The organism is Arthrobacter ginsengisoli, from assembly GCF_031456935.1.
Classification (GTDB): Bacteria; Actinomycetota; Actinomycetes; order Actinomycetales; family Micrococcaceae; genus Arthrobacter; species Arthrobacter ginsengisoli.
In genome coordinates this window covers 15,909-41,132 of sequence record NZ_JAVDVQ010000007.1, presented here as the reverse complement: position 1 = coordinate 41,132, position 25,224 = coordinate 15,909, and the positions used below count along the sequence as shown (strand labels likewise).

Annotated in this window: 24 protein-coding genes and 3 pseudogenes; 7 read left to right on the top strand and 20 right to left on the bottom strand. The window is 66.0% G+C overall.

All coding sequences use genetic code 11. The annotated features are described in order from the left end of the window. Nucleotide 1 precedes the first annotated feature (1 nt). From J2X01_RS10035 to J2X01_RS10020, 4 genes and pseudogenes are all read right to left on the bottom strand, one after another. Nucleotides 2–1,411 carry an MBL fold metallo-hydrolase gene (locus tag J2X01_RS10035; protein ID WP_310056422.1) on the bottom strand — a complete coding sequence of 470 codons (1,410 nt, stop codon included), beginning with the start codon at nt 1,409–1,411 and terminating at the stop codon, nt 2–4. 91 nt (nt 1,412–1,502) lie between these two features. Beyond that, a pseudogene (locus J2X01_RS10030) lies at nt 1,503–1,703 on the bottom strand (rhodanese-like domain-containing protein); the annotation flags it as partial. A gap of 12 nt (nt 1,704–1,715) precedes the next feature. Beyond that, entirely contained in the window at nt 1,716–2,624 is a 909-nt protein-coding gene (locus J2X01_RS10025) for a sulfite exporter TauE/SafE family protein (protein WP_310056420.1), read from the bottom strand. Continuing rightward, a complete protein-coding gene (locus J2X01_RS10020; protein WP_310056418.1) occupies nt 2,621–3,268 on the bottom strand; it encodes a rhodanese-like domain-containing protein in 648 nt (215 codons plus the stop codon). The genes J2X01_RS10025 and J2X01_RS10020 overlap by 4 nt, the downstream gene beginning before the upstream one ends. Nucleotides 3,269–3,399: 131 nt before the next feature. Between J2X01_RS10020 and J2X01_RS10015 the strand changes: the two genes are divergently transcribed. Continuing rightward, complete coding sequence (locus J2X01_RS10015; protein ID WP_310056417.1) at nt 3,400–3,657, top strand: metal-sensitive transcriptional regulator; 258 nt, start codon at nt 3,400–3,402, stop codon at nt 3,655–3,657. A 38-nt stretch (nt 3,658–3,695) separates the two neighbouring features. Here the strand turns inward: J2X01_RS10015 and J2X01_RS10010 are convergent, their stop codons facing one another. Both J2X01_RS10010 and J2X01_RS10005 read right to left on the bottom strand, forming a co-directional pair. After that, nucleotides 3,696–5,159 (bottom strand): protein adenylyltransferase SelO, encoded by a 1,464-nt coding sequence (locus J2X01_RS10010; RefSeq protein WP_310056415.1) that lies wholly within the window; start codon nt 5,157–5,159, stop codon nt 3,696–3,698. A 25-nt stretch (nt 5,160–5,184) separates the two neighbouring features. After that, entirely contained in the window at nt 5,185–6,597 is a 1,413-nt protein-coding gene (locus tag J2X01_RS10005; protein WP_310056413.1) for an aminotransferase-like domain-containing protein, read from the bottom strand. Here J2X01_RS10005 and J2X01_RS10000 point away from each other — a divergent pair. Then, nucleotides 6,596–7,564, top strand: coding sequence for a DMT family transporter (locus tag J2X01_RS10000; protein WP_310056411.1), 969 nt, complete (start codon nt 6,596–6,598; stop codon nt 7,562–7,564). The genes J2X01_RS10005 and J2X01_RS10000 overlap by 2 nt on opposite strands. Nucleotides 7,565–7,570: 6 nt before the next feature. On the opposite strand, the gene J2X01_RS09995 is transcribed toward J2X01_RS10000, so the two are convergent. From J2X01_RS09995 to J2X01_RS09970, 6 genes are all read right to left on the bottom strand, one after another. Continuing rightward, nucleotides 7,571–7,873, bottom strand: coding sequence for a hypothetical protein (locus tag J2X01_RS09995; RefSeq protein ID WP_310056409.1), 303 nt, complete (start codon nt 7,871–7,873; stop codon nt 7,571–7,573). Between the two features lie 123 nt (nt 7,874–7,996). Continuing rightward, on the bottom strand, nt 7,997–8,377 hold the full coding sequence (locus tag J2X01_RS09990; RefSeq protein ID WP_310056407.1) for a VOC family protein: 381 nt from the start codon (nt 8,375–8,377) through the stop codon (nt 7,997–7,999). Nucleotides 8,378–8,564: 187 nt separating this feature from the next. Then, on the bottom strand, nt 8,565–9,836 hold the full coding sequence (locus J2X01_RS09985; RefSeq protein WP_310056405.1) for an MFS transporter: 1,272 nt from the start codon (nt 9,834–9,836) through the stop codon (nt 8,565–8,567). A 103-nt stretch (nt 9,837–9,939) separates the two neighbouring features. Continuing rightward, nucleotides 9,940–10,245, bottom strand: coding sequence for a DUF1905 domain-containing protein (locus tag J2X01_RS09980; protein ID WP_310056403.1), 306 nt, complete (start codon nt 10,243–10,245; stop codon nt 9,940–9,942). A gap of 47 nt (nt 10,246–10,292) precedes the next feature. Then, nucleotides 10,293–10,727: an SRPBCC family protein gene (locus J2X01_RS09975; protein ID WP_310056401.1), complete on the bottom strand. Its 435-nt coding sequence runs from the start codon at nt 10,725–10,727 to the stop codon at nt 10,293–10,295. Between the two features lie 249 nt (nt 10,728–10,976). Then, nucleotides 10,977–11,564 carry a ferritin gene (locus J2X01_RS09970; protein WP_310056398.1) on the bottom strand — a complete coding sequence of 196 codons (588 nt, stop codon included), beginning with the start codon at nt 11,562–11,564 and terminating at the stop codon, nt 10,977–10,979. A gap of 428 nt (nt 11,565–11,992) precedes the next feature. On the opposite strand from J2X01_RS09970, the gene J2X01_RS09965 reads away from it, so the two are divergent. Next, nucleotides 11,993–13,336, top strand: coding sequence for a GntP family permease (locus J2X01_RS09965; RefSeq protein WP_310056395.1), 1,344 nt, complete (start codon nt 11,993–11,995; stop codon nt 13,334–13,336). 80 nt (nt 13,337–13,416) lie between these two features. Here J2X01_RS09965 and J2X01_RS09960 read toward each other — a convergent pair. The 3 genes and pseudogenes from J2X01_RS09960 to J2X01_RS09950 form a co-directional block, all read right to left on the bottom strand. Then, nucleotides 13,417–13,779, bottom strand: a pseudogene (locus J2X01_RS09960) (RidA family protein); the annotation flags it as partial. A 102-nt stretch (nt 13,780–13,881) separates the two neighbouring features. Next, a pseudogene (locus tag J2X01_RS09955) lies at nt 13,882–14,370 on the bottom strand (amino acid ABC transporter ATP-binding protein); the annotation flags it as partial. A gap of 112 nt (nt 14,371–14,482) precedes the next feature. Continuing rightward, nucleotides 14,483–15,685 carry an SLC13 family permease gene (locus tag J2X01_RS09950; RefSeq protein WP_310056393.1) on the bottom strand — a complete coding sequence of 401 codons (1,203 nt, stop codon included), beginning with the start codon at nt 15,683–15,685 and terminating at the stop codon, nt 14,483–14,485. Between the two features lie 244 nt (nt 15,686–15,929). Here J2X01_RS09950 and J2X01_RS09945 point away from each other — a divergent pair, with 244 nt between their 5' ends. Together J2X01_RS09945 and J2X01_RS09940 are read left to right on the top strand one after the other, a co-directional pair. Next, nucleotides 15,930–17,390: a sugar porter family MFS transporter gene (locus tag J2X01_RS09945; RefSeq protein WP_310056391.1), complete on the top strand. Its 1,461-nt coding sequence runs from the start codon at nt 15,930–15,932 to the stop codon at nt 17,388–17,390. 109 nt (nt 17,391–17,499) lie between these two features. Next, entirely contained in the window at nt 17,500–18,522 is a 1,023-nt protein-coding gene (locus J2X01_RS09940; protein ID WP_310056389.1) for a LacI family DNA-binding transcriptional regulator, read from the top strand. Nucleotides 18,523–18,606: 84 nt separating this feature from the next. Here the strand turns inward: J2X01_RS09940 and J2X01_RS09935 are convergent, their stop codons facing one another. Beyond that, nucleotides 18,607–19,545 carry a 5'-3' exonuclease gene (locus J2X01_RS09935; protein WP_310056388.1) on the bottom strand — a complete coding sequence of 313 codons (939 nt, stop codon included), beginning with the start codon at nt 19,543–19,545 and terminating at the stop codon, nt 18,607–18,609. Between the two features lie 433 nt (nt 19,546–19,978). Here J2X01_RS09935 and J2X01_RS22005 point away from each other — a divergent pair, with 433 nt between their 5' ends. After that, on the top strand, nt 19,979–20,371 hold the full coding sequence (locus J2X01_RS22005; protein ID WP_374724957.1) for a hypothetical protein: 393 nt from the start codon (nt 19,979–19,981) through the stop codon (nt 20,369–20,371). Between the two features lies 1 nt (nt 20,372). On the opposite strand, the gene J2X01_RS09930 is transcribed toward J2X01_RS22005, so the two are convergent. Together J2X01_RS09930 and J2X01_RS09925 are read right to left on the bottom strand one after the other, a co-directional pair. Beyond that, complete coding sequence (locus J2X01_RS09930; protein WP_310056387.1) at nt 20,373–20,765, bottom strand: DUF1129 domain-containing protein; 393 nt, start codon at nt 20,763–20,765, stop codon at nt 20,373–20,375. Next, nucleotides 20,762–21,118, bottom strand: a complete 357-nt coding sequence (locus tag J2X01_RS09925) for a PadR family transcriptional regulator (RefSeq protein ID WP_310056385.1) — start codon at nt 21,116–21,118, stop codon at nt 20,762–20,764. Before J2X01_RS09925 ends, J2X01_RS09930 begins: the two co-directional genes overlap by 4 nt. A 127-nt stretch (nt 21,119–21,245) precedes the next feature. Between J2X01_RS09925 and J2X01_RS09920 the strand changes: the two genes are divergently transcribed. Then, nucleotides 21,246–22,355 carry a cytochrome P450 gene (locus J2X01_RS09920; RefSeq protein ID WP_310056383.1) on the top strand — a complete coding sequence of 370 codons (1,110 nt, stop codon included), beginning with the start codon at nt 21,246–21,248 and terminating at the stop codon, nt 22,353–22,355. A 78-nt stretch (nt 22,356–22,433) separates the two neighbouring features. On the opposite strand, the gene J2X01_RS09915 is transcribed toward J2X01_RS09920, so the two are convergent. Both J2X01_RS09915 and J2X01_RS09910 read right to left on the bottom strand, forming a co-directional pair. Then, nucleotides 22,434–23,636 (bottom strand): thiolase family protein, encoded by a 1,203-nt coding sequence (locus tag J2X01_RS09915; RefSeq protein WP_310056381.1) that lies wholly within the window; start codon nt 23,634–23,636, stop codon nt 22,434–22,436. A 74-nt stretch (nt 23,637–23,710) separates the two neighbouring features. Continuing rightward, on the bottom strand, nt 23,711–25,126 hold the full coding sequence (locus J2X01_RS09910; RefSeq protein WP_310056378.1) for an NAD-dependent succinate-semialdehyde dehydrogenase: 1,416 nt from the start codon (nt 25,124–25,126) through the stop codon (nt 23,711–23,713). Between the last annotated feature and the right edge of the window lie 98 nt (nt 25,127–25,224).

Below are 25,224 nucleotides of genomic sequence, written 5' to 3'. Positions count from 1 at the left end.
GTTAGTTGGCGGGGATGGTTTCGCGTGCCTGCCGGTAGGCGGTCCAGGCGTTGTAGCTGCCGTCGAGTTCGACGACGTCGTACCCGGCGCGGCGCAGTGCGCTGGCCGCGACGGCGTTCCGGACCCCGCTTTGGCAGTAGCTCACGATCGTGCCCCGGGCCGGGAGTTCGTCCAGGTGCCACATCACGCGGCCGCCGCTGAGCTGGTGGGAGCCCGGGATGCGCCCGGCGGTGTGCTCGGTGCGGTTGCGCACGTCCAGGACCATCGCGGCCTCGAAACCCTCGAGCTCCTCAGGCTGAATGAGTTTCGGGGTGCTGGTCGGCAGGCCGGTGATGCCGGTGACGTACCCGGCGACGTTGTCGATCCCGACCCGGACCAGGTGGTCCCACATGTCCTGCGCGGTCTCCTGGTCATCGGCCAGCAGCACCAGCGGGTTCGGATCGGTTTCCGGGTTCACGACCCAGGCGCCGAAGCTCGCCACGGATTTGCCGGCCGGGACGTTCAGGGACCCGGTCACGGTGCCCTGGTGGACCTGGTCGTTGGACCGGGTGTCGATGAACGTCAGCGTGTCCGCCGCCAGGGCCTGCGCGACGGCGGCGGGGTCCAGCTCGGCCAGCGGGGCGCGGTCGCCCATCACGGCCGGGCCCTCACGGTTCTCACGCTTCATCCGGCCGAAATACGCGTGCGCGTCCGGCTGGCCGTCGAGGAGTTCATCCACGAAGCCCTGCTCGTCGTTCGCCGCCAGGTACGGGCCCCACCAGGCGTAAAGCCGCTCGTAGCCGACCGTGGAGGACGGGATCGCGCCCAGGGCCTTGCCGCACGCACTGCCGGCACCATGCGCCGGGTGGACCTGGACATAATCCGGGAGGGTCAGGAACTTATCCCGCAGGCTCGCAAAGAGCTGCTTGGCGCCCGCGAAGCGGGTGTCCACACCGCCGGCGGCCTCGTCCAGCAGGTCCGGGCGGCCCAGGTCCCCGGAGAAGACAAAGTCACCCGAGAGCAGGTACCCGGCGTCCTCGCTGAACGCGCCGTCGGTGACCAGGAAGGACAGGTGCTCCGGGGTATGGCCCGGGGTGTGCAGGGCCTTGATGCGGATGTTGCCCAGGGTGATCGTGTCGCCGTCGAACAGCCGCTCGCCCTCGAACCCGTACTGCCAGTCCGGTCCGCCCTCGCCCGAGACGTAAATCTTCGCGCCTGTCGCCGCGGCGAGTTCCCGGGTGCCGGAGAGGTAGTCGGCGTGGATGTGGGTCTCGGTGACCGCGACGATCTTCATGCCGTTCTTCGCCGCCAGCGCCTGGTACACCGCAATGTCCCGGCGGCCGTCCACCACAACCGCTTCACCCTTGGCCTGGCAGCCGATCAGGTAGCTGGCCTGGGCAAGGTCCTCGTCATAAATGCGTTCCAGAAGCATGTTGTCTCCTTCGTAAAGAGGTGGGGTCTCCCCCGTCGACTACTAACAATAATAATACCCCTGGGGGTATCTGGCAAGGTGGGCTGGTGCTACTCGCACCGGCCCCTGCGCTGGTCCTCGCGATCATGCCGCCGTCCATGGTGTCCGCGGTGAAGCCGGCACCGTTGAAGGCATCCGCCACACGGGCGCTGCGGTTGCCGCTGCGGCAGATGGCGATCACAGGGACGCTCGCGTCCAGCTCGGACAGTGGGGCCTGCAGTGATGCCTTTCGTTTCAGGAGTGGCTGATGGAGGGGCCGAACTGCTCAGACGGGTGTGGGTTGGGCTTCCTGGCGGGTGGGGCGGGTGGCCCGGCGCAGGGGGCAGGCGCTGACAAAGAACCAGCAGACGGCGGCCGCGACGAGCGCGGCTCCGGCGACACCCAGGGCGATCGGTCCGCGCAGATCCACGGGGGCCTGCTGGATGAGGACGAACGCGCCCATCACCAGCACGAACCAGCCAAAGCCCTTGCGCAGGACCGCTTCCGGAATGCGTCCAGCGAGCCTGGACCCCATCAGGGTGCCTACGATGGCGGCCGCCGTCACGGCCAGCGTGATCCCCCAGTCCAGCTCAACGGTGGTGAGGTAGCCGGCCAGGCCGGCAAAGGACTTCATGGCGATCACGACGAGCGAGGTTCCGACGGCGATTGCCATCGGCAGGCCGCCAAGCAGCGCCAGGGCCGGGACCACCAGGAATCCACCACCGGCGCCCACCAGGCCGGTGACCAGGCCGACCACGAGGCCGTCGAGCAGGACGCGGAACAGCGGCAGTTCGGTGTGCTTGGGCACCTCGGTGCCCGCGTCAGCCTTCTTCTTGCGTCCGCGGATCATGGCGATGGAGGTGGCCACCATCATCAGTGCAAACGCGATGAGCAGGATCTGGCCGGGGATGTGTCCGCCCAGGAAACCGCCCACGAAGGCGCCGGCCATGCCGGCCCCGCCGAACAGCAGGCCAGTGCGCCACATGACTCGTCCGGCACGGGCGTGACTGAAGACGCTGACAGCCGAGGTTACGCCGACCACGAACAGGGACGCGGCAATGGCTTCCTTGGCTTCGAATCCGGCCACGTAAACCAGGATCGGCACCGTGAGGATGGATCCGCCGCCGCCGAGCACACCGAGCGACAGCCCGATGAGCACCGACAGGACAAGAACGAGGATCAGCGTGGTGGTCATGAGGCCTTGGACTCCGGGGTCCGTGAGCCCGCGACGGGGAACTGCAGGATGGCGGACTCGCGGGTCGGCTCCCGGGCTGCCTTGTTCCAGGGCATGGCCGAGATGGCCTGGCCCATGGCACAGGTGTTTGTGGCGGCTGAGAAGGCCAGGCCGGCGCCGATGGCTCCGGCGAGGAGTCGGATCTTGGGCGAGACGAACTTGCCTCCGGTAAGGCCCAGAACCACGAGGGAACCGGCGGCAAGCCGGACCTGGCGTTCGAGATCCCAGCGCGCCTTGCCGCGGACCACGTCGCCGCCTGCCTCGGCGAATCCGGGGGCGCCGCCCGCCAGGACATAGGCGGTGCTGATGCCCGCGCCGGCCAGGCGCTGCCGCGCTTGCTCGGCCCGCGCTCCCGACTGGCAGACGAGCACCACGCGGCTGCCCAGGCGGGCGGCCAGTTCGTCAGTGTGCTCGGAGAGCAGCGGGAGCGGGACGTTGTAGGAACCGCGGATGTGCATGTTTTCAAACTCGGCGGCCGAGCGGACATCGATCACGATGAGGTCCTGGTGTTCCTGGAACCAGCTGCGCAGCGTTTCCGGAGCCAGCGAGGTGACCGCGGGGGCGGCGGCGGAAGCCTGGGCGGACGAAGTGGTAGGGGGCGTCATGGGTGTCCTTTCGAGACGTTCTAACTAAGCCTGAATACCCCACCGAGTATTGCAGATACCCCCGGGGGTAGTCAAAAATACCCATAGGGGTATATTCTGGAGCATAGCCATCCCTAGCTTTGGAGACACCCATGGACCTCGATTCATCCGAACTCACCCCGGCCATCAACCGGCTCAAGCGCGCTCAGGGGCAGCTGGGGGCGGTCATCCGGATGCTTGAGGAAGGGCGCGACTGCAAGGACACCGTCACGCAGTTGGCCGCTGTCTCGAAAGCGCTGGACCGGGCGGGATTCGCCATCATTGCCAGCGGACTGGAGCAGTGCGCGGTCCGGAAGGACCCAAGCATGAGCACGAAGGAGCTGGAAAAGCTCTTCCTCTCCCTCGCCTGAGGCGCCGGCTGGCCCTGGTGACGCGTCGACCCGGCGGCTCAGGTCCCGCAGAAGGTCCGGTAGGCGCCGAAGCCTTCGGGCGCGGCGGCGGCGTATCGGCCCAGGCCGGGACGCTCGTCGTACGGCCTGGTCACCGCGCCCAGGAGGCGTCCGAGCGGATCCAGGTCGCCGCCCGTGGCGGCCTCGAGTGCTTCCTCCACCAGGTGGTTGCGCGGGATGTAGGCGGGGTTGACCCGGTCCATCGCGTCGGCGTCGGGGCCTTGGGCCCGCCAGCGCGCGGCCCACGCATCGAACGCTGACGGATCGGGCAGCAGGCTCCGCACCGGCCCGGTATCGCCCCGGGCGGCCGCGCCCAGGCTCCGGAAGAACCAGGTGTGGTCAGCCCGGCCCGCCTGGAGAAGACTGAGCACCTCTTCCACGAGAGGCGAGGCCACGCTGTCGTCGAGCCCGGCCGGCAGGCCGAGTTTGGCCGCCATGCCGGCCGACCAGGCTGCGCTGTACTGCCGGCGGAACGCGCCGAGGGACTCCTGCGCCTGGGCGACCGCCTGCTCCTGCTCGTCGTGGAAGAGGGGCAGGAGGGACTCCGCGAGCCGCGTGAGGTTCCATTCCGCCATGACCGGCTGGTTGCGGTAGGAGTAGCGCCCGGTCTCATCGATCGAGCTGTAGACGGTGGCCGGGTCGAAGGCGTCCAGGAAGGCGCAGGGCCCGTAGTCGATGGTCTCGCCGGAGATGGTCATGTTGTCGGTGTTCATGACCCCGTGGACGAAACCCACGAGCATCCACTGTGCCACCAGCGACGCCTGGGCGGCAACCACCGCCCGGAACAGTGCGAGATAGGGCTGCTCGGCCTCCGCGGCGCCGGGATGGTGGCGGGTGATCGCATGGTCGGCGAGGCGGCGCAGGAGGTTGAGGTCGCCCGTGGCGCGGGCGTACTGGAAGCTGCCCACACGCAGGTGGCTGGCGGCGACCCGTGTGAGTACCGCGCCTGGCAGCATGGTTTCGCGGAGCACCGGGCGCCCCGTTGCCACAACAGCCAGGGACCGTGTGGTGGGGATGCCCAGGGCGTGCATCGCCTCGCTCACGATGTACTCCCGCAGCATCGGACCGACTGCCGCCAGGCCGTCTCCGCCGCGGGCGAACGGCGTGCGCCCGGACCCCTTCAGATGGATATCGCGAAGGTGGCCGTCCGCGTCGGTGATCTCACCGAGCAGCAGCGCCCGGCCGTCGCCGAGGCGGGGGGCCAACCAGCCGAACTGGTGGCCGGTGTAGGCCTGGGCCACCGGAGTGGCGCCGCTGGGCACCAGGTTGCCGATCAGCAGACGTATCCCGTCGGGATGCCGCAGGTAGGCGGGGTCCAGCCCCAGTTCGGCGGCCAGCGCCTCGTTGAGCACGAGGAGCTTCGGGTCCGGCGCCTCCTCCGCCCGCCAGGGTATGGCCATTTCCGCGAGCTCCCGGGCAAAGCGTCCGTCCAAGGCGACGGTTGAGGGGGCTGCGGCAGTCATACATCCAGAATATCCTGCGGCACCTTCAGCGGCTGTTGCGGTCCAGTGATTGACCGAGGATGCGCGCACCGTCGGAAAAGGCGCCGGGGTTGGGCCCGGCGTAGTTGAGCCGGATATACGGTCCCGTGGCCTCCGCCGGGAACCACTCGGTGCCGGCGGCGATGACGACGCCGGCGGCCTCGCAGTCGCGGGTGAGCTGTTCCAGATCGGTTCCGTCGGGCAGGCGCGCCCAGAGATTCAGTCCTCCGCTGGGCATGTGCTCGACATGGGCCTGCGGGGCGTGCTCCCGGAGGCTGCCGACCAGCAGGTCGCGGCGGGCCCGGAGCTGGTGGCGGAGGCCGCGCAGATGCGTCTGCCACGCGGGCTGCGTCACGACGTCGAGCGCCGCCGCCTGGAGCACGCCGCTGACATACATCGACTCGGCTCCCCGGTCGGCCAGAATGCGCTCGCGCGCTGGCCCCCGGGCAACGACGGCGGCAACGCGGATGCCCGGCGACACGCTCTTGGTCAGCGAGCGAAGGTAGACGACATGGCCGGAATCGTCGCGGGCCGCGACGGGTGAGGCGGTGGTGGTGATGCCGAAATCGTGCGCCCAGTCGTCTTCCACGAGGAAGGCGCCATGCGCCCGGACGACGTCCAGTACCTGCTCGGCCACCCGCGTCGGCCATTGCGCACCGGTGGGATTCGCATAGTTCGGTTGTGCGTAAAACAGTCGTGCTCCCGTCTCCGCGAAGGCCCTGTCCAGTTCTTCCGGATCCGGGCCCTCGGGCCCGCTCGGCACCGGGACGGCGTGAACACCGGCCTGCGCTGCGGCCAGGATGGCCCCCCAATACGTCGGGGATTCCAGCAGCAGGGGTTGCCCGCTGCCGGCCAAGGCCCGGAACACGGAACTGAGCCCGCTCTGGCTTCCGGGCAGCACAATGACATCGCTTGGGGTTGGCGGGGCGACTCCGGCCGGGGTCGAGGACCGGAGTTCGTGGGCGAACCATGACTGCAGCTCCGGCTGCCCCGCCGCCGGCGGACGCGACCAGACCGCATCGCCGCGGGCCGCCCGCGACAGTGCCGCGCGCACCAGACGCTCCGGCAGGAGTTCCCGGTCCGGATAGCCCGAGTGGAAGGCGATGACATCGTTGGCTGCGGGGCGCATCGCGGTGGCGACCGGCCGCAGCGGCGCCTGGGGTGACCGCAGTGCTGCCGTCTGCCAGCCGTAGTCAGCTGGGCGCGCGGTCCGGACCGCCCGAACGAAGGTCCCGACGCCGGGCCGGCTTTCGATCAGGCCCTGGGCGCTGAGGGTCCGGAGGGCCTTTTGCACGGTCACCGGACTTGCCTGGTAGTCGGCGACCAGCGACCGCGTGGACGGCAGTCTGGCGCCGGGCGGGGCTGCCGCGATCCATTCCCGGAGTCGTTCCACAATGCGCGAACTGCTATCGTTGAACATGAGAGACAATAGTAGCGCTATCGTTGAGTTTCGGCCACCGCTATCCCCGCGGCCGCCCGCCGGCCTGTGGTGGGGACTGCTCGGGGTGGCGGCATTTTCCTTTACCGTTCCATTCACCCGGTTGGCCGTCGGCGGGCTACACCCGCTGTTCATCGGCTCCGGCCGGGCGGTCCTGGCCGCCGTGCTCGCCGCAGGCGCCCTGGCCCTGACCCGGCAGCGCCCGCCGCGGGGCGTCCACTGGGTGCGTCTGGCCGTCGTGGCCGGCGGGATCGTCGTTGGTTTCCCGCTGCTGACCTCGTTCGCGCTCTCGTCCGTCCCCGCCAGTCACGGTGCCGTGGTGATCGCATTGCTGCCGGCTGCGACCGCGACCATGGCAGTGCTGCGCGGACGTGAACGCCCCCCGCTGGCCTTCTGGCTTGTCACCGGCGTCGGCGCGGTGGCGGCGATCGCCTTCGCCTCTGCGCAGTCCGGCGGCTTCGGGCAACTGCACTGGACAGATCTGCTGCTCTTCGGTGCCGTCGTTGCCGCAGCCATCGGATACGCAGAGGGCGGCCTGCTCGCGCGCGAACTCGGCGCCTGGCAGACCGTCTCGTGGGCGCTTGTTCTCGCCTCTCCCCTGATGGTGTTCCTGATGGCCCTCTCGATGTCCCAGCAGCCGCCCTCGGCCACACCCGTGGAGTGGGCAGCCTTTGCCTACCTCGGCGTCGTCAGCATGTTCCTCGGGTTCTTCGCCTGGTACCACGGGCTTGCCATCGGTCCGATGGCCCAGGTCGGCCAGGTCCAGCTCATCCAGCCAGTCCTCAGCATTTGCTGGGCCGGACTACTGCTGGGCGAGCACCTGGCCTGGACCACCATCATCGGCGGACTGGCCGTCGTTCTCTGTGCCGGCCTGGCCGTCCGTGCGCGGCTCAGCCCGTCGCCGTCGAGCATGCCGCGACGAGCCGAGCCCGCAGTCCCGGCCAGGTGAAGCGGTTTAGCGGGCGGACACGTTCTCGATGGCGACTGTCTCGATGATCCTGGTCGACGGCTCACCAACCAGCGCCGGCGCCGTGACTCCGGTTTTCCAGGTGTCGTTCTGCAGCCGTCCGAGGAAGTCCACGGCAGCCTCCTGCGTATCGAAATCCATCTCCAGCATCACGTAGTCGTTCTGGTCAAGCGGACGCGAGATACGGTACGACCGGACCCCGGAAGCCAGGCGGTCCAACGGGTCGCTGTCGAAAGCCCTCCTCCACATGCCGAAGTCCCGGACCTGGTGTTCGATCTGCAGGGTAATCATGGGGCACTCCTGTCGACGGTATTGGCAGCCCAACTGTAGGCCCGAAAGGCCTCTCCACGTAAGAGTGCGCCGTCCCTGCAGTGTCATCCAATGATGCAGGGGCGGCGCCTACATGCGTCAGCGCTACTGGCCTTGGTAGAGATTGAGAATGTTGCCCTCAGTGTCCAGGAACCAAGCGGCCTTGCCGACTGGAGTCGACGCGATCCCGTTCTCTGTCTTCAGACCAGGAAAGTCGTACTCCTCGAACACAACACCGCGGCCGCGCAGTTCCTTGACCTCGGCCTCGACGTCGTCTGTAGCCCAGCCCATCTGGGTGTTTTTCGCCGTTCCCGCGTTGTCCGTCTTGTAGAGCAGGAAAGCCGTGCCCTTCCCGCAGCGGTACATCAGGTTCTCCTCGTCCATGGTTTCAGCGGGTTCGAGTCCCAGCACGTCACGGTAGAAACTCCGTGCCCGGTCGATGTCCTTCGCGGGGAGGACTGCGATGATTTCGAGATCCTTCAGCATGACTAATTTTCTCCCTCTTGATCAGCGTTCTTCAGGTTCCTGGAAGTCACCCCCAGCCGCCACCGGCACCCAGCCGTGGACACCACAAATCTCCTCCTCGAAAGGGTGCTGATGCGCACTATCGTAGGCTTGGGGCAGTGCGGCAACAAGTACCGCGGGGTCTGCTCTAACGAGCTTGACTTCGCGTCTAGGACGGCTGGGATTCCGTATCCGCACTGCTGGCGGCATTGGCCTGGTCGGCCGGGTGGCGCTGCCGACGACTCAGCAGCAGGAAGGGTACGGCGAGCAACTCGATCACACCGCCGATCGCCAGCGAGGCGGGGTAGCCGTACACATCGGCGGCCCGTCCCAGCAGTGGCTGCACCACGACGCCACCGCTCGACCCCATGAGTGAGTCGAAGCTCAGCACCGTAGCCCGCTGTTTCGAGGCGATCATGTCGTTCAGGTATGCCTGCCGAACCGGGGTGCCCGCAGAGGCGACCAGTGCCCAGAGCGCCAGCAGCACCAGGGCGACCCAGAACACCGTGGTGAACCCGAGCACGACCAGGATCAGGGAGCCAATTATGCTGCTGAGAATCACCACGGTCGTGCGTTTGCGAACAAGGCGCCGGACACGCGGCGCAATCCAACCACCGAGCACCTGCGCACCCGCGACGATTGCCGCCGCCAGGCCCGCCACGGAGTAGGCGTGCGGATCGCCAAAGAGCTCAAGGAGGTACGGCTGGAGGGCGTAGAACACGTAGATCCCGACGCCGGCGCTGAAGGGCGCGGCCAGCATCACGTAACGTACCGGCGGATTTTTCAATCCGTTCTCGATCGAGGCGGACAATACGGCACGGGTCGCCTGGATCGGATGGCCCGAGCGTTCGGGGGTGAAACCGACGTCCCGCATCAGCCAAAAGGCCACGAGGAACATCACCAACAGCACCCCCACACGCAACAGAAACGGTACGCCAAGGTTGGTGGCCTGCGCGATCACACCGCCCGCCACCGAGCCGGCCAGCATCGCAACGCCCGACACCATCAGTCCGCGGCCGAGCACTGCCTCCAGCCCGCCCTCGTACCCCGAGAAGCGCAGCGCATCGACGAGCCAGGCTTCAACCGCGCCGGAGAAGAACGTGAAGCCCAGGCCCAGCAGGACCGACACCACCGCCCACGCCCAGAAGGGTGCGGCGAACTGCCACAGCAGGTAGTAGAGGTAGGTCGATGCGGCCAGTGTCGCGGTGCCGAGCAGGAACGAAACGCGGCGGCCCCACCCGTCGGCAACGACTCCGGTGGGCACCTCGAACAGGACCATCCCGGCCGTAAAGAAGGCGTTCGCGGCGAAAGCCTCGAGATTGCTGAGTCCGGCGTCCAGCAGGAAGAGAGTGTTGATGCCCCAGATAAACGATGCCGCCAGCGTATTGCCCAGCGTCAATGTGAGGTAGATGCGCTGGATTTTTCGGGCGGCGGCGTTCATCTGATCGCCGTCCCTGCCAAGGCGAGGGGGGAGCACGAGCCCATTCTCGTCCGCTTCCGACTTCCGCACCAGTGCGGAAGTCGGACAGGACACCCGGCGCCGCTCAAGCGCTCTCCGGCAGCTCAAGGTGAACCGTGACCTGGTCCCCTGCCTTGATGCCGGCCGAGATTCGAACGGCCTTCTTCACGGGCAACAGGTACGATCCGCTCGTGCTGTCCGGGAATAGCGACGTCGACCAGCTGAGCCCGGCAATGCCGGCCGTGACTTTGACGGAGCCAAAGCCCCGGCGGAACGCCACCGTATCCTCCCGGATCTGCGCAGAAACCTCCGCCGGCACCGTGAGGAAGTGCCACCCGGCTTCTCCCGGAAAGAGCCACAGCGTGGCCGTGCAGGTATACCTCAGCACCATCGTCCGATTATCGCCGGAACGCCCGGTGCACGGGCGGAAGCCCAGGCCTAACTTTCTTCAATGACCCTTTTCAGCTCCTGAAGCTGGCCGACTTCGGCCTGCATTGTTTTGGTGATGAGCCCGTCGAGGACTTTCATCAAACCGGATGGCTTGAGGTCCAGGATGAACCGGACGGCGGTGCGGCCCCCGGTTTCCGTCAGGAGGTACTGGCCTTCTGGGCGTGCCGGGCCGGCAATGACCTGGAAGGCCAGCGTGCGGCCGGGATCTGCGGTGGTGATCCGGTAGTCGCCCTGGATGGACCTGCCGCGGGGCCCGGTCAACGTCTGACCGTACACGGCGCCGGTTTCGCCGGGAGGGCCGCTCCTGAGGGCGATGCTTTGGACGCTCCGGCGCCACGCCGGATTGTTCAGCCCGTCGGCGAGGAAAGCGTAGACCTCCGCAGCGGGGCGGTCGATCGTGATCTCGTTTTCGGCGTGTGCCATTGCGTTCCTCTCGGGCGGGGCGGTCCTAGCTGAAAGGTGAGACCACAGCCACCGGGCTCGAAAATGTCCAAGGTGGGGTCGATGGACAACATTTCCTTCGCTACATCACCTGGACCGGCCCTTCTTTGGCAGGCATCCCCCGCGCATCACACACCGGCCACTTTACGGCCCGTGAACGCTACGAGTCGGTCCAGGCTCGCCGCCTTGCCGCGGTCTGACACGACGATAGGGAGCCGCGGGGAGGGAATTCTAGAGTGAACCGCCGGCGACCTCGGGTGTGCCGGTGGCCTCGGAGGGTCCGCCGTGGCCGCCTCCGTGGCCATGATGTCCGCCATGGCCTCCGCTGTGCTGGCCGGCGTCGCCCACACGTTCGCGGGCCAGGAAGGTCTCGACGTCGAAGAGGTTGTCCGCGCGTCGGGCGACGTTGAGCAACGTGGACATCGATGCGACTTCCTCGACCTGTTCCTTGAGGAACCAGAGCATGAACTGTTCCCCCAGGGGGTCGTTTTCCGCCCGTGCCGCGGCGAACAATTCCTTGATGCGGTCCGTGACCTCAACCTCCTGGGCCAAGGCAAGAACGAGTGGTTCCTCGGCCGAACTGAAGTCGTTACGGACCGGGTCGATCCCGGGGATGGTGATCCTGATTCCACGGTCCAGGATGTAACGGACCATCATCATGGCGTGGTTCCGTTCCTCCAGCGATTGGCGGTAGAAGTGCTTGGCCAGTTGGGGAAGGTCCTGCCCGTCGAACCAGGCAGCAATGGCGATGTACTGTTGGGAAGCCGCGAACTCAATTCCCACCTGGCGGGTCAGCAATTCGTTGAATTGGGGGCTCATGGTGCTCTCCTCAGGTTGGGGTTCAAAGGTTTGGACCACGGGAGCCAAGGACCTGCTGGGTCCGGGACTGCCGAAGGCCTCTAACGAGAGTCCTCCGCTTTGGTTCTCTCCGTCAAGGTCCTGGCTCTGCCCGATCCGTAGGCCGGGCTGAAAGCTGCATGGCGTGCCATGATCCCCGCTACGTTGCTTGCACGCCTTGACACTTCCCACCAGCCGGGAGTATCAACTCGGGTTAAGGCAATTCCACGAGCTCACCGCGTAGAACCCGGTGTCCACGTCTGCGGGAGCCCTCTAGTGAGTTCGTACTTACAACAGCAAGCCCGGCGTCGACAGCCGCGCGGCGGAGCCCGATCGGTGCCAGGGGTTGGGGTCGACCGGGCGACGGCGTCTGATGACCCTGCCACAGCCCCTACTGGCCGGAGCATGTCATGATCGCCCTTCACACCGTAATAGCCATCGTCATCGTCATTCTGCTCATCATCAAGGTCAAGGTCGATCCGGTTATCTCGCTGATGATCGGTTCGCTCTACTTGGGCCTCGCGACCGGTGTCGGCTTCACGGCCACGATCATGGCCATCGCCACCGGCTTCGGCGGCATCATGGGCGAGGTGGGCCTGCTCATCGGCTTCGGCGTGCTCATCGGGGCGATGCTCCATGCGATGGGCGCGTTCCGGAAGATGGTGACCATGCTCGTCAACGGCGTGGGCGCGCGTCGGCTTCCTTATGCGCTGACGGCAGCGATGGCGACGATCTTCCCCTCGATCTACGTGGACGTGCAGGTTGTCCTGGCCTCTCCCGTGGCGCGCTCGACCGGGCCCTTCATCGGCAGGACCGGCTTGCCGCACATGTGCGGTGCACTCGGGACGGGGATCTTTGCCGGCTACGTTTTCGTGATCCCGGGACTGGCCGCGGTCTCCATCGCAGGCCTGCTGAACATTCCACTCGGCACCTGGCTGATCTATGGCTTCGTGCTCGGACCGTTAACGGCGATCGTGACGACGTTGATCTTCCGGTTGCTCCTGCGCGGCCGCTACTGGAAACCGGCCAAAGATGAAGAGGTCGATGAGGCGATGGTGGTGCAAGAGACCACCGAGCTGGCCGAGGCGGACACCGCGACACCGCCGATGTTCGTCTGCCTGCTGCCTATCCTCGTGCCGCTGGTGATGATCGCGTTCGGTGCCTTCGCTCAGCTGTTCAATTTCTCCAATGATTTCATCGCGTTTGTTGGGGACGCCAACTTCGCGCTCTTCGTAGGCCTGCTCGGCGCCTACGTGCTTTGCCGGCGCACCCTCGGCCCGGAGGGTACAGGGACGGCGATGAGCGAGGGCTTCCACACCAGCGGCGAGATCCTGCTCATCACTGGCATCGGCGGGTCCCTGGGCGCGGTCATTAGGGAGACGGGCCTGGACACGATCCTGGCCGATCTTTTCACCGCCGATGCACAGGCTCCGGTCATTCTCAGCATCTTGCTCGCCTGGTTCATCGCCGCCGTGCTGCATCTGGCGATCGGGTCAGTGTCAGTGGCTGCCATCACGGCCGCCGGGATCATCGCACCCGTACTCGCGTCGATCAGCGTCTCGCCGATCGCTGTCGGCCTCGCCATCGCCTCCGGCGCGATGTTCGCCCTTCAGGTCAACAGCAACTTCTTCTGGATGTTCAAGTCGCTGCTCGGACTGTCGACCCAAGGAACCTTCAAGACCCTGACGATGGTCACCTCCATCGCCTCTGTCGTTTCGCTGCCGATGGTCATGGCAGTAGCATTCATCGCGTAGGGCGCGGCCGCGCCAGCACGCCAGGGCCCCGTCTGATGCTTGACTGTGCATCAGACGGGCCGTGGCCGAGCGATCATTCCTCAGTGGAGGACCTGGAAGGACGACGGCATGGCCGCGACGGCGTCGATTTCGACGAGGAAGTCGCCAAGGAACGAGCCTACGGTGGTTCGTGCCGGATACGGGGCCTCAACGAACTCTTCGTAGCTTGCGTTGAACCCTGCGAAGTCCCGGCCGGGGTGGTGTAGGTGCACGGTTGTTTTGACGACGTAGGAGAAGTCGAGTCCGTGCCCGGCCAGGACGGCAGCCAGATTCTTCATGGCCTGTACTGTCTGCTCCTCGATGGTGGTCCCGACGGTGTCGCCCGTGACGGGGTCGTGGGGTGTCTGGCCCGCGGTGAAGAGGAATCCGTTGGCGGCGGTGCCCTGGGAGTATGGGCCGGCTGGGCTGGGCGCGAGATCTGTGGTTACCTGCTGTCGAGGCATTGGGCTGGTTCCTTTCTTGTGGCCGGAGACGTCGCCGGCCTGGGTTGGTGATGTTCTAGAGGACCTTGAAAGAAAGGCTTGCGTGCGTTCGTGCTGCGGAGAACCCAGGACATCCGTAGGAGCTCCGCTTTCGACGACTACTCCCTGGTCCATGAAAACGACCTGGTCACTAACCTGGCGTGCGAAGCCGAGTTCGTGGGTGACTACAACCATGGTCATCCCAGCTTCGGCCAGGGACTTCATGACGTCGAGGACTTCGCCAACGAGCTCCGGATCGAGCGCGGACGTGGGTTCGTCGAACAGCATGAGCTTGGGTTTCATGGCCAGCGCCCTTGTTATCGCGATCCGCTGTTGCTGCCCGCCGGAAAGCTCCTGGGGGTAGGAATGTCCCCGGTTGCCGAGCTCGACTCGGTCCAGCAGCGTCTGTGCTTCGGCGGTGACTTCGTTCCGGGGACGGCCCAGCACATGAATGGGTGCCTCCACAATGTTCTCCAGCACGGTCATATGCGGAAACAGATTGAAGCGTTGGAAGACCATTCCTGCCGTCAGTCGTGTTGAGGTTCTGGGATGCCGCGGTTCCGATGGTCTCGGCAAGCCCGGTGGAGGCGAGGAGCGAGCCGAATATGATGCCGGTGCCGAAGAGGAGGATGGTTCCCCAATCGATTCAGGCGGCGTCGGACCAGGTGAGCGTCGCGCGGCGTTCCTTCCAGTTCGTCGGCAGGATGAAAAGCAGCGACGCACCGAGCACAGCCACGATCCCGTCGTCCAGCCGGTCGTCGAGGAAGAGGTACAGCCCGGCGTCGGTGCCGGCGATCAGGCTCACGACGGCCGGGAGCAACCAGAGGCTGACTGTGAACCCGAAGGCGACGAGGGTGTTCACTTCCGCCCGCGACATCCTGCCCTGGGCGGACCTTTGCCCGCGGATGTATTCCTCAACGCCCTCGATCTGACGAACCTCGGGCTTGTTGAGCAGAAACATGATCAGGGCCAGCACCACGAACATGGCGAGGCAGAGCGGGGCCGCAACGGCGGTCCACTGAGCGAAGGAAATTCGTACCCCGGTCGCCTCCTCGATGAGGCCCCGCCCGATGAGATTGGGCGGGGACCCCACCGGGGTGAGCAGGCCTCCGACGCTGGCCCCGTAGGCCAGCATAAGCATCAGGGCCGCACCGACCCGCAGGCGCAGCGGGTCAAAGTCCGCCCGGACTACGCCGCGGTCCTGCATCAGCTGGGCGATCACGGCGAGGATGCCCAGCGCTGTGGGCATGAGCAAGGCCACTGTCGCCGTATTCGACACGAAGGCCGACAACAGGCAAGTGATGAACCCAAAGGCGACGATCACGCGGTACGTGGATCCGGCCACGCCGGGGATGGAGAGCACGGCGAAGGCCAGCCGCTGCGCGATGCCGTGCTTGAGCATCGCCTGAGCCAGGATGAACGCGCCGATGAAGGTAAAAATCGTTGTCGAGCCGAACGGCGCCAGGACTTCGCCTGCGGGAGCCACCCCGAGGATTACAACTCCGGCCACGCCCAGGAGGCCTCCCACGGGAATGGGCACCGGCTCGCAGATCCACAGGATAATCACTCCCAGCAGAACGGCGGCCAGCAGCTGTTGCGTCCTGTCCATCGGAACCGGCAACAGCGAAAAGGTGACCGCCACCGCAGGGGCGAGAAAGAACCCCAGCGTTTGCCTGGCCCGTTCGAACTTCTCTTCCCGGGGAGACAGTCTTTGCTCGCTCAGGCTCCGAAACGTTTTGCCCCCGAGCAGGGCGGCTTGAACGTCAGTGCGCCCGGATAATTTCAGGGGGCCTGCGGCAGGTCCGTGGGCATCGGAGTCCTTCCGTCGTGAGTGCCGGTGACCCGGCACTCACCGCTCATGGCCGTCGCAGCCGACGCGGGGCACCGTGGAGCCGTGCCTTCACATCTTAGAACGCAGTGCCGCAGAACTCCCGGCCGTTCGAGGAACAGCTTGCCCTTTGACCGGATGTCAGAACAAACTATTGACTCGCGCGTTAGAGCGCTCTAACGTTGTTGAACGTGATCCGGCGCACTTGCCGCAGTTCCCACCAACGGTCCAAACGATCGGGCCAAACGATCGAAGGAAGACAACAATGTCGTTGCACACAACACGCCCCACCGCACAGCGGAACAAACCGGGCTCCAAGCACCGCGGGTATCTCACCCGCCTCACGGTCATCTCAACTCTCGGCGGGCTCCTGTTCGGCTATGACACGGGGGTCATCTCCGGGGCGTTGCTCTACATGCAGGGCTCCCTGAGCATGAGCCCGGTCGAAGAAGCCACCGTCGTCAGCGCTTTGCTTTTCCCGGGCGCGGCGGTCGGCGCGCTGAGCGGCGGCCGGCTGGCCGACACGCTCGGGCGCCGCGGCACGCTCCTCGTCTGCGCGGTGCTGTTCCTGGTTGGTGCCCTGGGCTGTGCCATTGCCCCGACAGTGGGCTTCATGGTGGTGGCCCGCGTAATCCTGGGCCTGGGCGTTGGCGCCGCAGCCGTTACCTGCCCCCTCTACCTGGCAGAAATGGCCCCGGCACAGCTGCGCGGCCGCATGGTCACCATCAACGAACTCATGATCGTCACCGGCCAGATGCTGGCCTTTGCCATCAATGCCCTTCTCGACTCGCTCATCCAGGACCCCGAAGTCTGGCGCATCATGCTGGGCGTGGCGTCCATCCCCGCCATCGCACTGCTGATCGGCATGCTCATCCTGCCGGAATCGCCGCGATGGTTCGCGATCCGGGAGCGGTTTGCGGACAGCCGCCGCATCCTCGAGCTCAGCCGCAGCCCGGAGGAAGCCGATTTCGAATACAAGGAAATCGTCGCATCCGCCAAGACAGCTAAGAGTGAACGGTCCCACGCATTGCGTGACCTGAAAAACAATCCCTGGATGCGCCGGCTCCTGTGGATCGGCATCGGCCTGGCAGTAGTCCAGCAGGCAACCGGCATCAATACCGTGAACTACTACGCACCCACGATCCTGGAACGAAGCGGACTCGGCGTCAGCGCATCACTCACAGCCACCGTCGCGGTGGGCGTGACATCGGTGCTGATGACCATCCTGGGCATCTACCTGCTCGGTTTCATCGGACGACGCCGCATGCTGGTCATCGGATTCTCCGGCGTCGTCGCCTCCCAGTCGATCCTCGCCGTCGTCTTCATGCTGCCGCAATCCGATCTCGTCAGCTACAGCATCCTCGCGGCCATGATGCTGTTCGTCGCTTTTGTGCAGTGCTTCATTGGCACGTGCGTCTGGCTTCTCCTTTCGGAGATCTTCCCGATGGCCATCCGCGGGTTTGCCATGGGCATTGCTGTCTTTGCCCTCTGGACTGTCAACGCCGCCATCTCCTTCCTGTTTCCGATCCTCGTTGTCGCCCTGGGCTCGACCGGAACGTTTACGGTCTTCGTCGTCGTGAACGTCGCTTCCCTGGTCTTCGTGTCAAGGTTCGTTCCCGAGACCATGGGGCAGTCGCTGGAAGAACTGGAGGTGCACTTCCGCACCGGGAGCCTGCCCGTCATCGTGCCCCCGACGGCGCCCGGCGAGAAGGCCGCGGCCCAGTAGGTTTCTCGGCACGGCCAGGCCACAATGACGATATCGGCCGGGGCGGCAGACTTCCGCCCCGGCCGCGATACGCTTGCCTGCAGCAAACGGCCGATCGTCGGGGAGAGAAGTGAAGCACCAGGAAGCGGCCAAACGCCCCACCATCAACGACGTCGCGCGCGAAGCCGGTGTCTCCCGCGCCCTCGTTTCCCTGGTACTGCGGGGCTCCCCCAAGGTCAGCGAAGAACGACGGCAGGCAGTTGCCGAGGCCATAGCGGCTCTTGATTATCGGCCCAGCAACGCGGCCCGCTGGCTCGCAAGCGGGCGCACACGAACTGTCGGTGTTCTGCTCGACGATCTGGCCAACCCCTGGTTCGTGGAGCTTCTCGACGGGCTGCAGAGCGTACTCGGCGGGCAGAACCTGCGCATGGTCCTCAGTGACCCCACCTATCTTGCCCGGCCCGGGGAGAGCCCGGTGTCCGCGTTCATGGATCTCCGTGTCGACGGGCTCATTATTGCCGGAGACGTCCTGCCCGATGACAGCCTCGTGCGGGCGACAATGCATACCCCGACCGTCATCGCCGGAGCCCGCGCTCTCCGGCTCCCGTCTGCGGATATCGTCACCAACGACGACGTCGCCGGAGCGCACCTCGCCGTCGAACACCTCATCGGCCTCGGCCACCACAACATCGCCTACCTCAGCGCGCCCACCGAATCCGCAGGGCTGCGGGCCAGTTCCTACCAGGACGCGATGGCCCTCCATGGCCTCGGGGAGCACATCCGGGTGGTCCAAACGGACCTCAGCGAACACTCCGGGTACGAGGCGATGAACAGCCTCCTCCAAACCGGGCGACCGCCCACCGCGGTCCTCGCCGCGAACGACATTCTCGCCGTGGGGGCACTCTCGGCCGCCGACGAACACGGCATGAGCGTTCCGTCACGGCTCTCACTCGTCGGCTATGACAACACCTACCTGGCCGGAATCCGGCACATTTCGCTAACCAGCGTTGACCCCGTGAGCCGGGACGTCGGCATCCGCTGCGCCCAACTGCTCCTCGAACGAATGGCTGATCCCTCCTTGCCGCAACGTACCGAAGTGCTGGCCCCGCACCTGGTGGTTCGCCACAGCACCGGAACAGCCCGCAGAGACTGACGCGGTGGCTGCACCGCCGCCACCGTGGACGAACGCATCGCCGTCATCGCCCGGCCAGTGGCCGTCGCCAGCTTTCGTTGCGGGTCAGTGCCGACGGTCGAGGGCTTCGAGGAGCCGCGTGACCGAACCGCCGAGGTTCCATTCGGATGCGAGGCGCTCGAGGTTGGCGCGCGCGTCGCCGGCGACAGGGTGCAGTTGCGCGCCCGCCTCCTCAAGTGTCGGCAGCTTGAGGTCGCGGACGATCTTCACCACAGCGGGCGCGACCGTGAGGTAGTCCTGAGCCGCCGCAAGCTTCGACCGCACCGAAACGGACAGCCCGCTACCCGTCTCCGACGCCGCCGCGAGCAGTTCGTCGAGCGTGCCGTACTCCCCCAGGAGTGACGCGGCGGTTTTCTCGCCGATCCCGGCGACGCCCGGCAGGCCGTCGGAACTGTCGCCGCGCAGGGTCGCGTAGTCGGCATACTGCGCGGGCAGCACACGGTACTTGGCGACGACGGCCGCGTCGGTGAGGACTTCCAGGTTTTTCATACCGCGCGCGGTGTAGATCACGCGCACCTGACGGGCGTCGTCGACGATCTGGAAGAGGTCGCGGTCCCCCGTTACCACGTCGACGGGAAAATCCGCGTGGCTGGCGTAGGTGCCGACTACGTCATCGGCCTCGTGTTCGGCAGCGCCCACGACGGCGATGCCCGCCAGGTCCAGGACCGTGCGGATCATCGGAATCTGCGCCTTGAGCGCATCCGGCACGACCTCCACGTCCGGGGCACCCGCGACCGCTTCCGCGACCCGATGCGATTTGTACGTCGGAATGAGGTCGACCCGCCACTGCGGACGCCAGTCGTCGTCCCAGCACGCCACGAGATGGGTTGCGTTGTAGTCGGTCGTCAGCCGGGCAATCATGTCAAGCAGGCCGCGAACGGCGTTCACCGGCGTGCCGTCGGCGCGGCGGATCGAGTCGGGGACGCCGTAGAAGGCACGGAAGTACAGCGACGCGGTGTCGAGCAGCATCAGGCGGTGGGGCATAACCGATCCTGACATAGATGCCGCTGCCCGCGGTGGACCTTCGCCGTTCATGTCGTCAGCGGGTCCCCGGACTCCTCATCAGCCCGGCGGTGATGACCGTGCATGCCCGCGGGGTTGGCGAACCCGCGCCTCGCGTTTTGAACTGCGACGCACCCGGGCACGCACCGCCGACTGGTGCACCTTCGCCTGTACTGACAGCAGGCGGGGCACAGCGAAGTACACGGCGGCAGGAACCACCACGGCGGTCAGCGTGAAGGCGCGCAGGACCGGATGCCATCTCGGCGCCAGCACTGATGCCGGGCGCGGTTTCTCCGGGGCCCGCATCCATCAGATTTCGCGGAACTCAGGGTGCAACCGCGAGCGGATCTAGTTCTATTTCGGTGGCAAGGCCCAACTCTTTGAAGCGGCCCTCACCCGCGAATTCGTCACCGCCCTGGACGACCTTCCGGTCGTCGGCGCAGGAGCCGAAGCGATCGCCGATTTCGCGGGACGGTACTTTGATTTATCCAGGAGCCGCCCGAGCCTGGCACGCCTGACCTTCTGGGAGGGGCTCGAACGTGGCCACCCGGTCGGCGCCGAGGCCCGCGCCCTCCGCTCTGCCAACAAAGTGACCGAAATCCTGGGTGCACTCCCCACCGCGACCGAGACGGCAGCGGAAGACCGGCTGCTGACGATCGTCACACTATGCCACGCCTGGGTATCGAGCCCCAATGTCCACCTCGTGATAACCGGAACGCCGGACGGGAACCGAAGGCGCGAGTCCATCATGCGAACCAGCGCACTGCTCGCTCGTGACGCTGCAGGCACAGCCGGCATGCCCGCGTAGGTCAACGGGCGGTCCGTGGGCTCCGGGCAGGTTGAAAGTAATCGGTCAGGAATCCGGCCAGGGCACTGGCCAGGACCAGCACCAGCCTCGGCAGCAGCGTGATTGGGCCGACATAATCGCGAATATCGACCCTGAAGACGAGCATCAGGAAAACCGCGAAGAGAACGTACGCGATCGACACTAAGACCCCGATCATCGTGATGGTGCTTCCCCGTGTCCGCCGCTTCTTCTTGGTGAACTGCTGCGCGTACTCCTGGGCCGTGCCGAAGTCCTCTTCCGCGGGAGTCCCCGCGGCAGCCTCATGAGCCCGAACCTCGTCGAGTACTTCGACGATCTCAGTTTCGGATAACCCACGCAGCCTGAGGTTGAAAGTCAGGTTTCGCTCGTAGCTCATGGTTGTTCCTGTCTGGTCGGGATCTCAGTGAGGGCTTGGCTCATTCGCCGCCAGGCCGCTGCCAAGCGCTCCAGTTCGCGGCGGCCCAGCTCGGTAAGGGTGAACTGCTTGCGGCCCGGACCCGCCTGGCTATGTTGCCACGCGTGCTCCACAAGGCCCTGGTCTTCCAGCCGCTTCAGGAGCGGGTACAACGTTCCGCCCTTGATGCGGGAGAAGCCGTGCTGCCGGAGGACCTCGGCGATGGCGTAGCCATGGCATTCCCCGCGGCTGAGCACCGCGAGCACCGACTGCGGGAGCGGGCACCATTTCCCTGCTGACGGGAGGGCGGGTGTCGGATAAACTCGGGTTCCCACGGTCCATCAACCCGACGCCCCGACGGTTCGGCCAGGCCAGATCGCCGGGCTGAGCAGAGAGAGGCCCGCCATGGACTTCGCCCCGGCCAATGAGCATCCGCTGGATCCTTTCCCGCATTACGCGAGAATGAGGGAAACCGCACCGGTCTTTCACGACGAACAATCGGGGAGTTGGCATGTCTTCCGGTATGACGACGTGCAGCAGGTGCTGTCCGACCATGCCAGGTTTTCCTCACGGATGGGCGGCGGCGATCCGTCGGAGACAGGTCAGCTGTTCGCGTCGAGCCTGATCACCACGGACCCCCCGCGGCACCGGCAATTACGCTCCCTGGTGACCCAGGCGTTCACGCCGAAGGCTGTGGACGCGCTTGCTCCGCGCATCTCAAGGCTCACGGATGAGCTTCTGGCGCGGATCGCTTCACTCGGAACAGCGGACCTGATCCAGGAGCTGGCATATCCGCTGCCAGTCATCGTGATCTCGGAACTCATGGGCGTGCCCGCCGATGACCGTAACCGCTTTAAGCATTGGTCCGATGTCATCGTCAGCCAAACGCGCTCCGGCGCAATCAATGAGGACCACCACGCCACCAACGTGGAGATGACCGAGTACTTCCTGGACCTGATCGAACTGCGTCGGAGCCGGCCCGGCACCGATCTGATCAGCAACCTGCTCTCCGCCGAGATTGACGGGCAGAAGCTGAACGACGTCGAAATGCTGGGCTTCTGCAGTTTGCTGCTGGTCGCCGGCAATGAAACAACCACGAATCTGATCGGCAACGCTGTTCTCTGTTTCACTGAAGTGCCCGGCACCATCGAGCGGATCCTGAAGGAGCCGTCACTGCTTCCCCAGGCCATCGAAGAAGTGCTCCGCTTTCGGTCTCCCGTACAGTCCATGTACCGGGTGGCGGTTGCCGACACCACTCTGAGCGATGTCCAGATTCCGGCCGGCGCCCCACTGGTGGCCTGGATCGGCTCCGCAAACCGCGACGAACGGCAATTCCAGCGCCCTGCCCGGTTCGATATCGACCGGGAACAGATTCGGCATCTGGCTTTCGGCCACGGCATTCACTTCTGCCTCGGCGCCCCGCTGGCACGCCTTGAAGCGAGGATCGCACTGGAGGCCGTCCTGTCCGGGCTGCCCGGGCTCACACTGGCCCCTGGATCGCGCCTTGAACGCATGGACAGCACTATCGTGTATGGACTGCGGACGCTTCCGGCGAGCTGGCAACCGGTTTGACGCTTCCGCGCAAGGCCGTACCGGCCGAAGGCAGAGACCCGTCAGCCTTGTGGATGACGGGTCTCTGCGGCTCCTCGTTTAGGTTGCCGAAATGCCGGCCGTGACGTTTTCGAGGACGATGGCGAGGCCCTGGCCGACGCCGATGCAGATCGCGGCGACGCCCCAGCGCTGCCCGGAGGCCTGCAGGGACCGGGCCAGGGTGCCGAGGATGCGGGCGCCGGAGGCACCCAGCGGGTGGCCCATGGCAATCGCGCCGCCGTGCCGGTTCACGATCGCCGGGTCGATGCCCCAGGCGCTGATGCAGGCCAGCGACTGCGCGGCGAACGCCTCGTTCAGTTCGACGGCGCCGACCTGGTCCCAGCCGATACCGGCCTTGGCGAGGGCCTTGTTCGCGGCCTCCACCGGGGCGTAGCCAAAGAACTGCGGATCGTTGGCGTGCGCGCCGCGCCCGGCGATGCGCGCCAGCGGTTCCATCCCGAGCAGCCCGGCGGCGTTCTCGGATCCCAGCCACGCCGCGGAGGCGCCGTCGGAGAGCGGGGACGCGTTCCCGGCCGTGACCGTGCCGTTTTCGGTCCGGAACACGGTCTTGAGCCCGGCGAGCTTCTCCGCCGAGGAGCCGGCGCGGATGCCCTCGTCGCGGACCAGGTCCGTGCCGGGAACCGGGGCCACGAGGTTGTCATAGAAGCCCTCGTCCCAGGCCGCGGCGGCCAGGTTGTGCGAGTTCGCGGAGAACTCATCCTGCGCCTGACGGCTGATCCCGTATTTCTCGCGCAGCCGTTCGGTCGCCTCACCCAACGACACGGTCCAGTCCGGGCGCATCGCCGCATTCACCAGCCGCCAGCCCAGCGTGGTGGAGACCAGGGTCATGTCACCGGCCGGGTACGGCTTCTCGGTCTTGGGCAGCACCCAGGGCGCCCGGGACATCGATTCGGCGCCGCCGACCAGCATCAGCTCCGCGTCGCCGGTATTGATCTGCCGGGACGCGATGATCGCCGCGTCCAGCGAGGACCCGCAGAGCCGGTTGACGGTCGTGCCCGGGACCGAGACCGGCAAACCGGCCAGCAGCGTGCCCATCCGGGCGACGTTCCGGTTCTCCTCACCGGCGCCGTTGGCGTTGCCGAACACCACCTCGTCGATCCGCTCGACATCCAGCTTCGGAGCGCGCTTCACGGCCGCGCCGATCACATGCGCGGCGAGGTCATCAGGACGGACCCCCGCGAGCCCGCCACCGAACTTCCCAAACGGGGTCCTGACGGCATCGTAAACAAAAGCCTGCTTCATGCTTTCCTCATCTTCTAGTACATCCATTCACGGAACCCGTCGCGCCCCAGGGCAGGTCCCGCCAATCATCCGGTCTAGACTGCCGGGATCCGGATGAGCTTCTTGTTGGAGAATTCGTTGATCCCGTACTGCGCCAGTTCACGCCCGACGCCGGAACGCTTCACGCCGCCAAAAGGCAGGTCAGGGGCACTGCGGCTGATGCTGTTGATCCACACCATGCCGGTTTCCAGCTGGTCGGCGAGCTGCCGGGCGGCTGCAACATCCGCGCTGTATATCGAGCTTGAGAGGCCGAACGGCGAATCGTTGGCCAGATCCACGGCAGCCTCGGGAGAGTCCACCCGGTAGACGACCGCGGCGGGGCCGAAAATCTCCTCCGAGTAGGCCCGCATCTCCGGCGTGACGCCGGTCAGGACTGTCGCGGGGTAGTAAGCGCCGGAGTCGTTGGGGGCGCCCCCACCGCTGACGGCGGTCGCGCCCTTGGAAACGGCGTCCTGGACCAGCTCGGCGATTTCTTCGACGGAAGCCTGGGATGACAGCGGGCCGAAGGTCGTCTTCGTATCGGTCGGATCGCCGGGCGCGATCTTGGTCATGGCTTCGGTGTAGCGGGTAAGGAACTCGTCGTAAATGTCGCCGACGATGATGAAGCGCTTGGAGGCCGTGCAGGCCTGACCGCCGTTGTACATACGGCCGGCCACGGCGCCGGCCACGGCCTTGTCGAGATCTGCATCCGGCAGCACGATGAACGGGTCCGAGCCACCAAGTTCGAGCACGTACTTCTTCATGTGGCGTCCGGCAATTTCTCCGACCGCGGATCCGGCCTTCTCCGATCCGGTCAGGGAAACACCTTGAACCCGCGGGTCGGCAATCATGGTCGCGATCTGGCCGCTGGTGGCAAATGCATTGATGTAGACATCGGCCGGCAGCCCGGCATCACGGAAGACAGCTTCGATGGCCAGCGCGGACTGCGGGCAGTTGCGTGAGTGCTTGAGGATCACGGTGTTGCCGAGCACGATGTTGGGTGCGGCAAAGCGGGCCACCTGGTAGTAGGGGAAGTTCCAGGGCATGATTCCGACCAGCGGCCCGATGGGTTCCGTGCGGACGAGGGCCGAACCGGGTCCGCTGATCTCCAACGGTTCATCGCGGAGGAAGCGCTCGGCGTTATCCGCGTAGTAAGCGTAGATCGAGGCAACGAGGGCAACTTCACCGCGGGCCTCTGCGATCGGCTTCCCCATTTCCAGGGTCAGCAGGGCGGCGAGTTCCTCGGAGCGTTCGCGGTGCAGTTCGGCGACGCGGGTGAGGACGGCAGCCCTTTCGGCCAGCGGGGTCGACCGCCAGTTGCGGTATTCCGTGAAGGAGCGCTTGAGTACATCCTGCACTTCGTCTTCGGTGAGGGTCGGGAACTCGGCAACGCGTTCTCCGGTTGCCGGGTTGATGGTCGCGTAGTTGCTCATGATCCGGAACTCTTTCTGAAGGTTTGTCTTTGCAATCACGATCCCAGCTTCCGGCTATGCAGTCCAATACTTATTACCGGCATGATCAATGATGATTCGGGATCAATCCCGGGTGGCGGAAGCTGACCGTTCGGCAC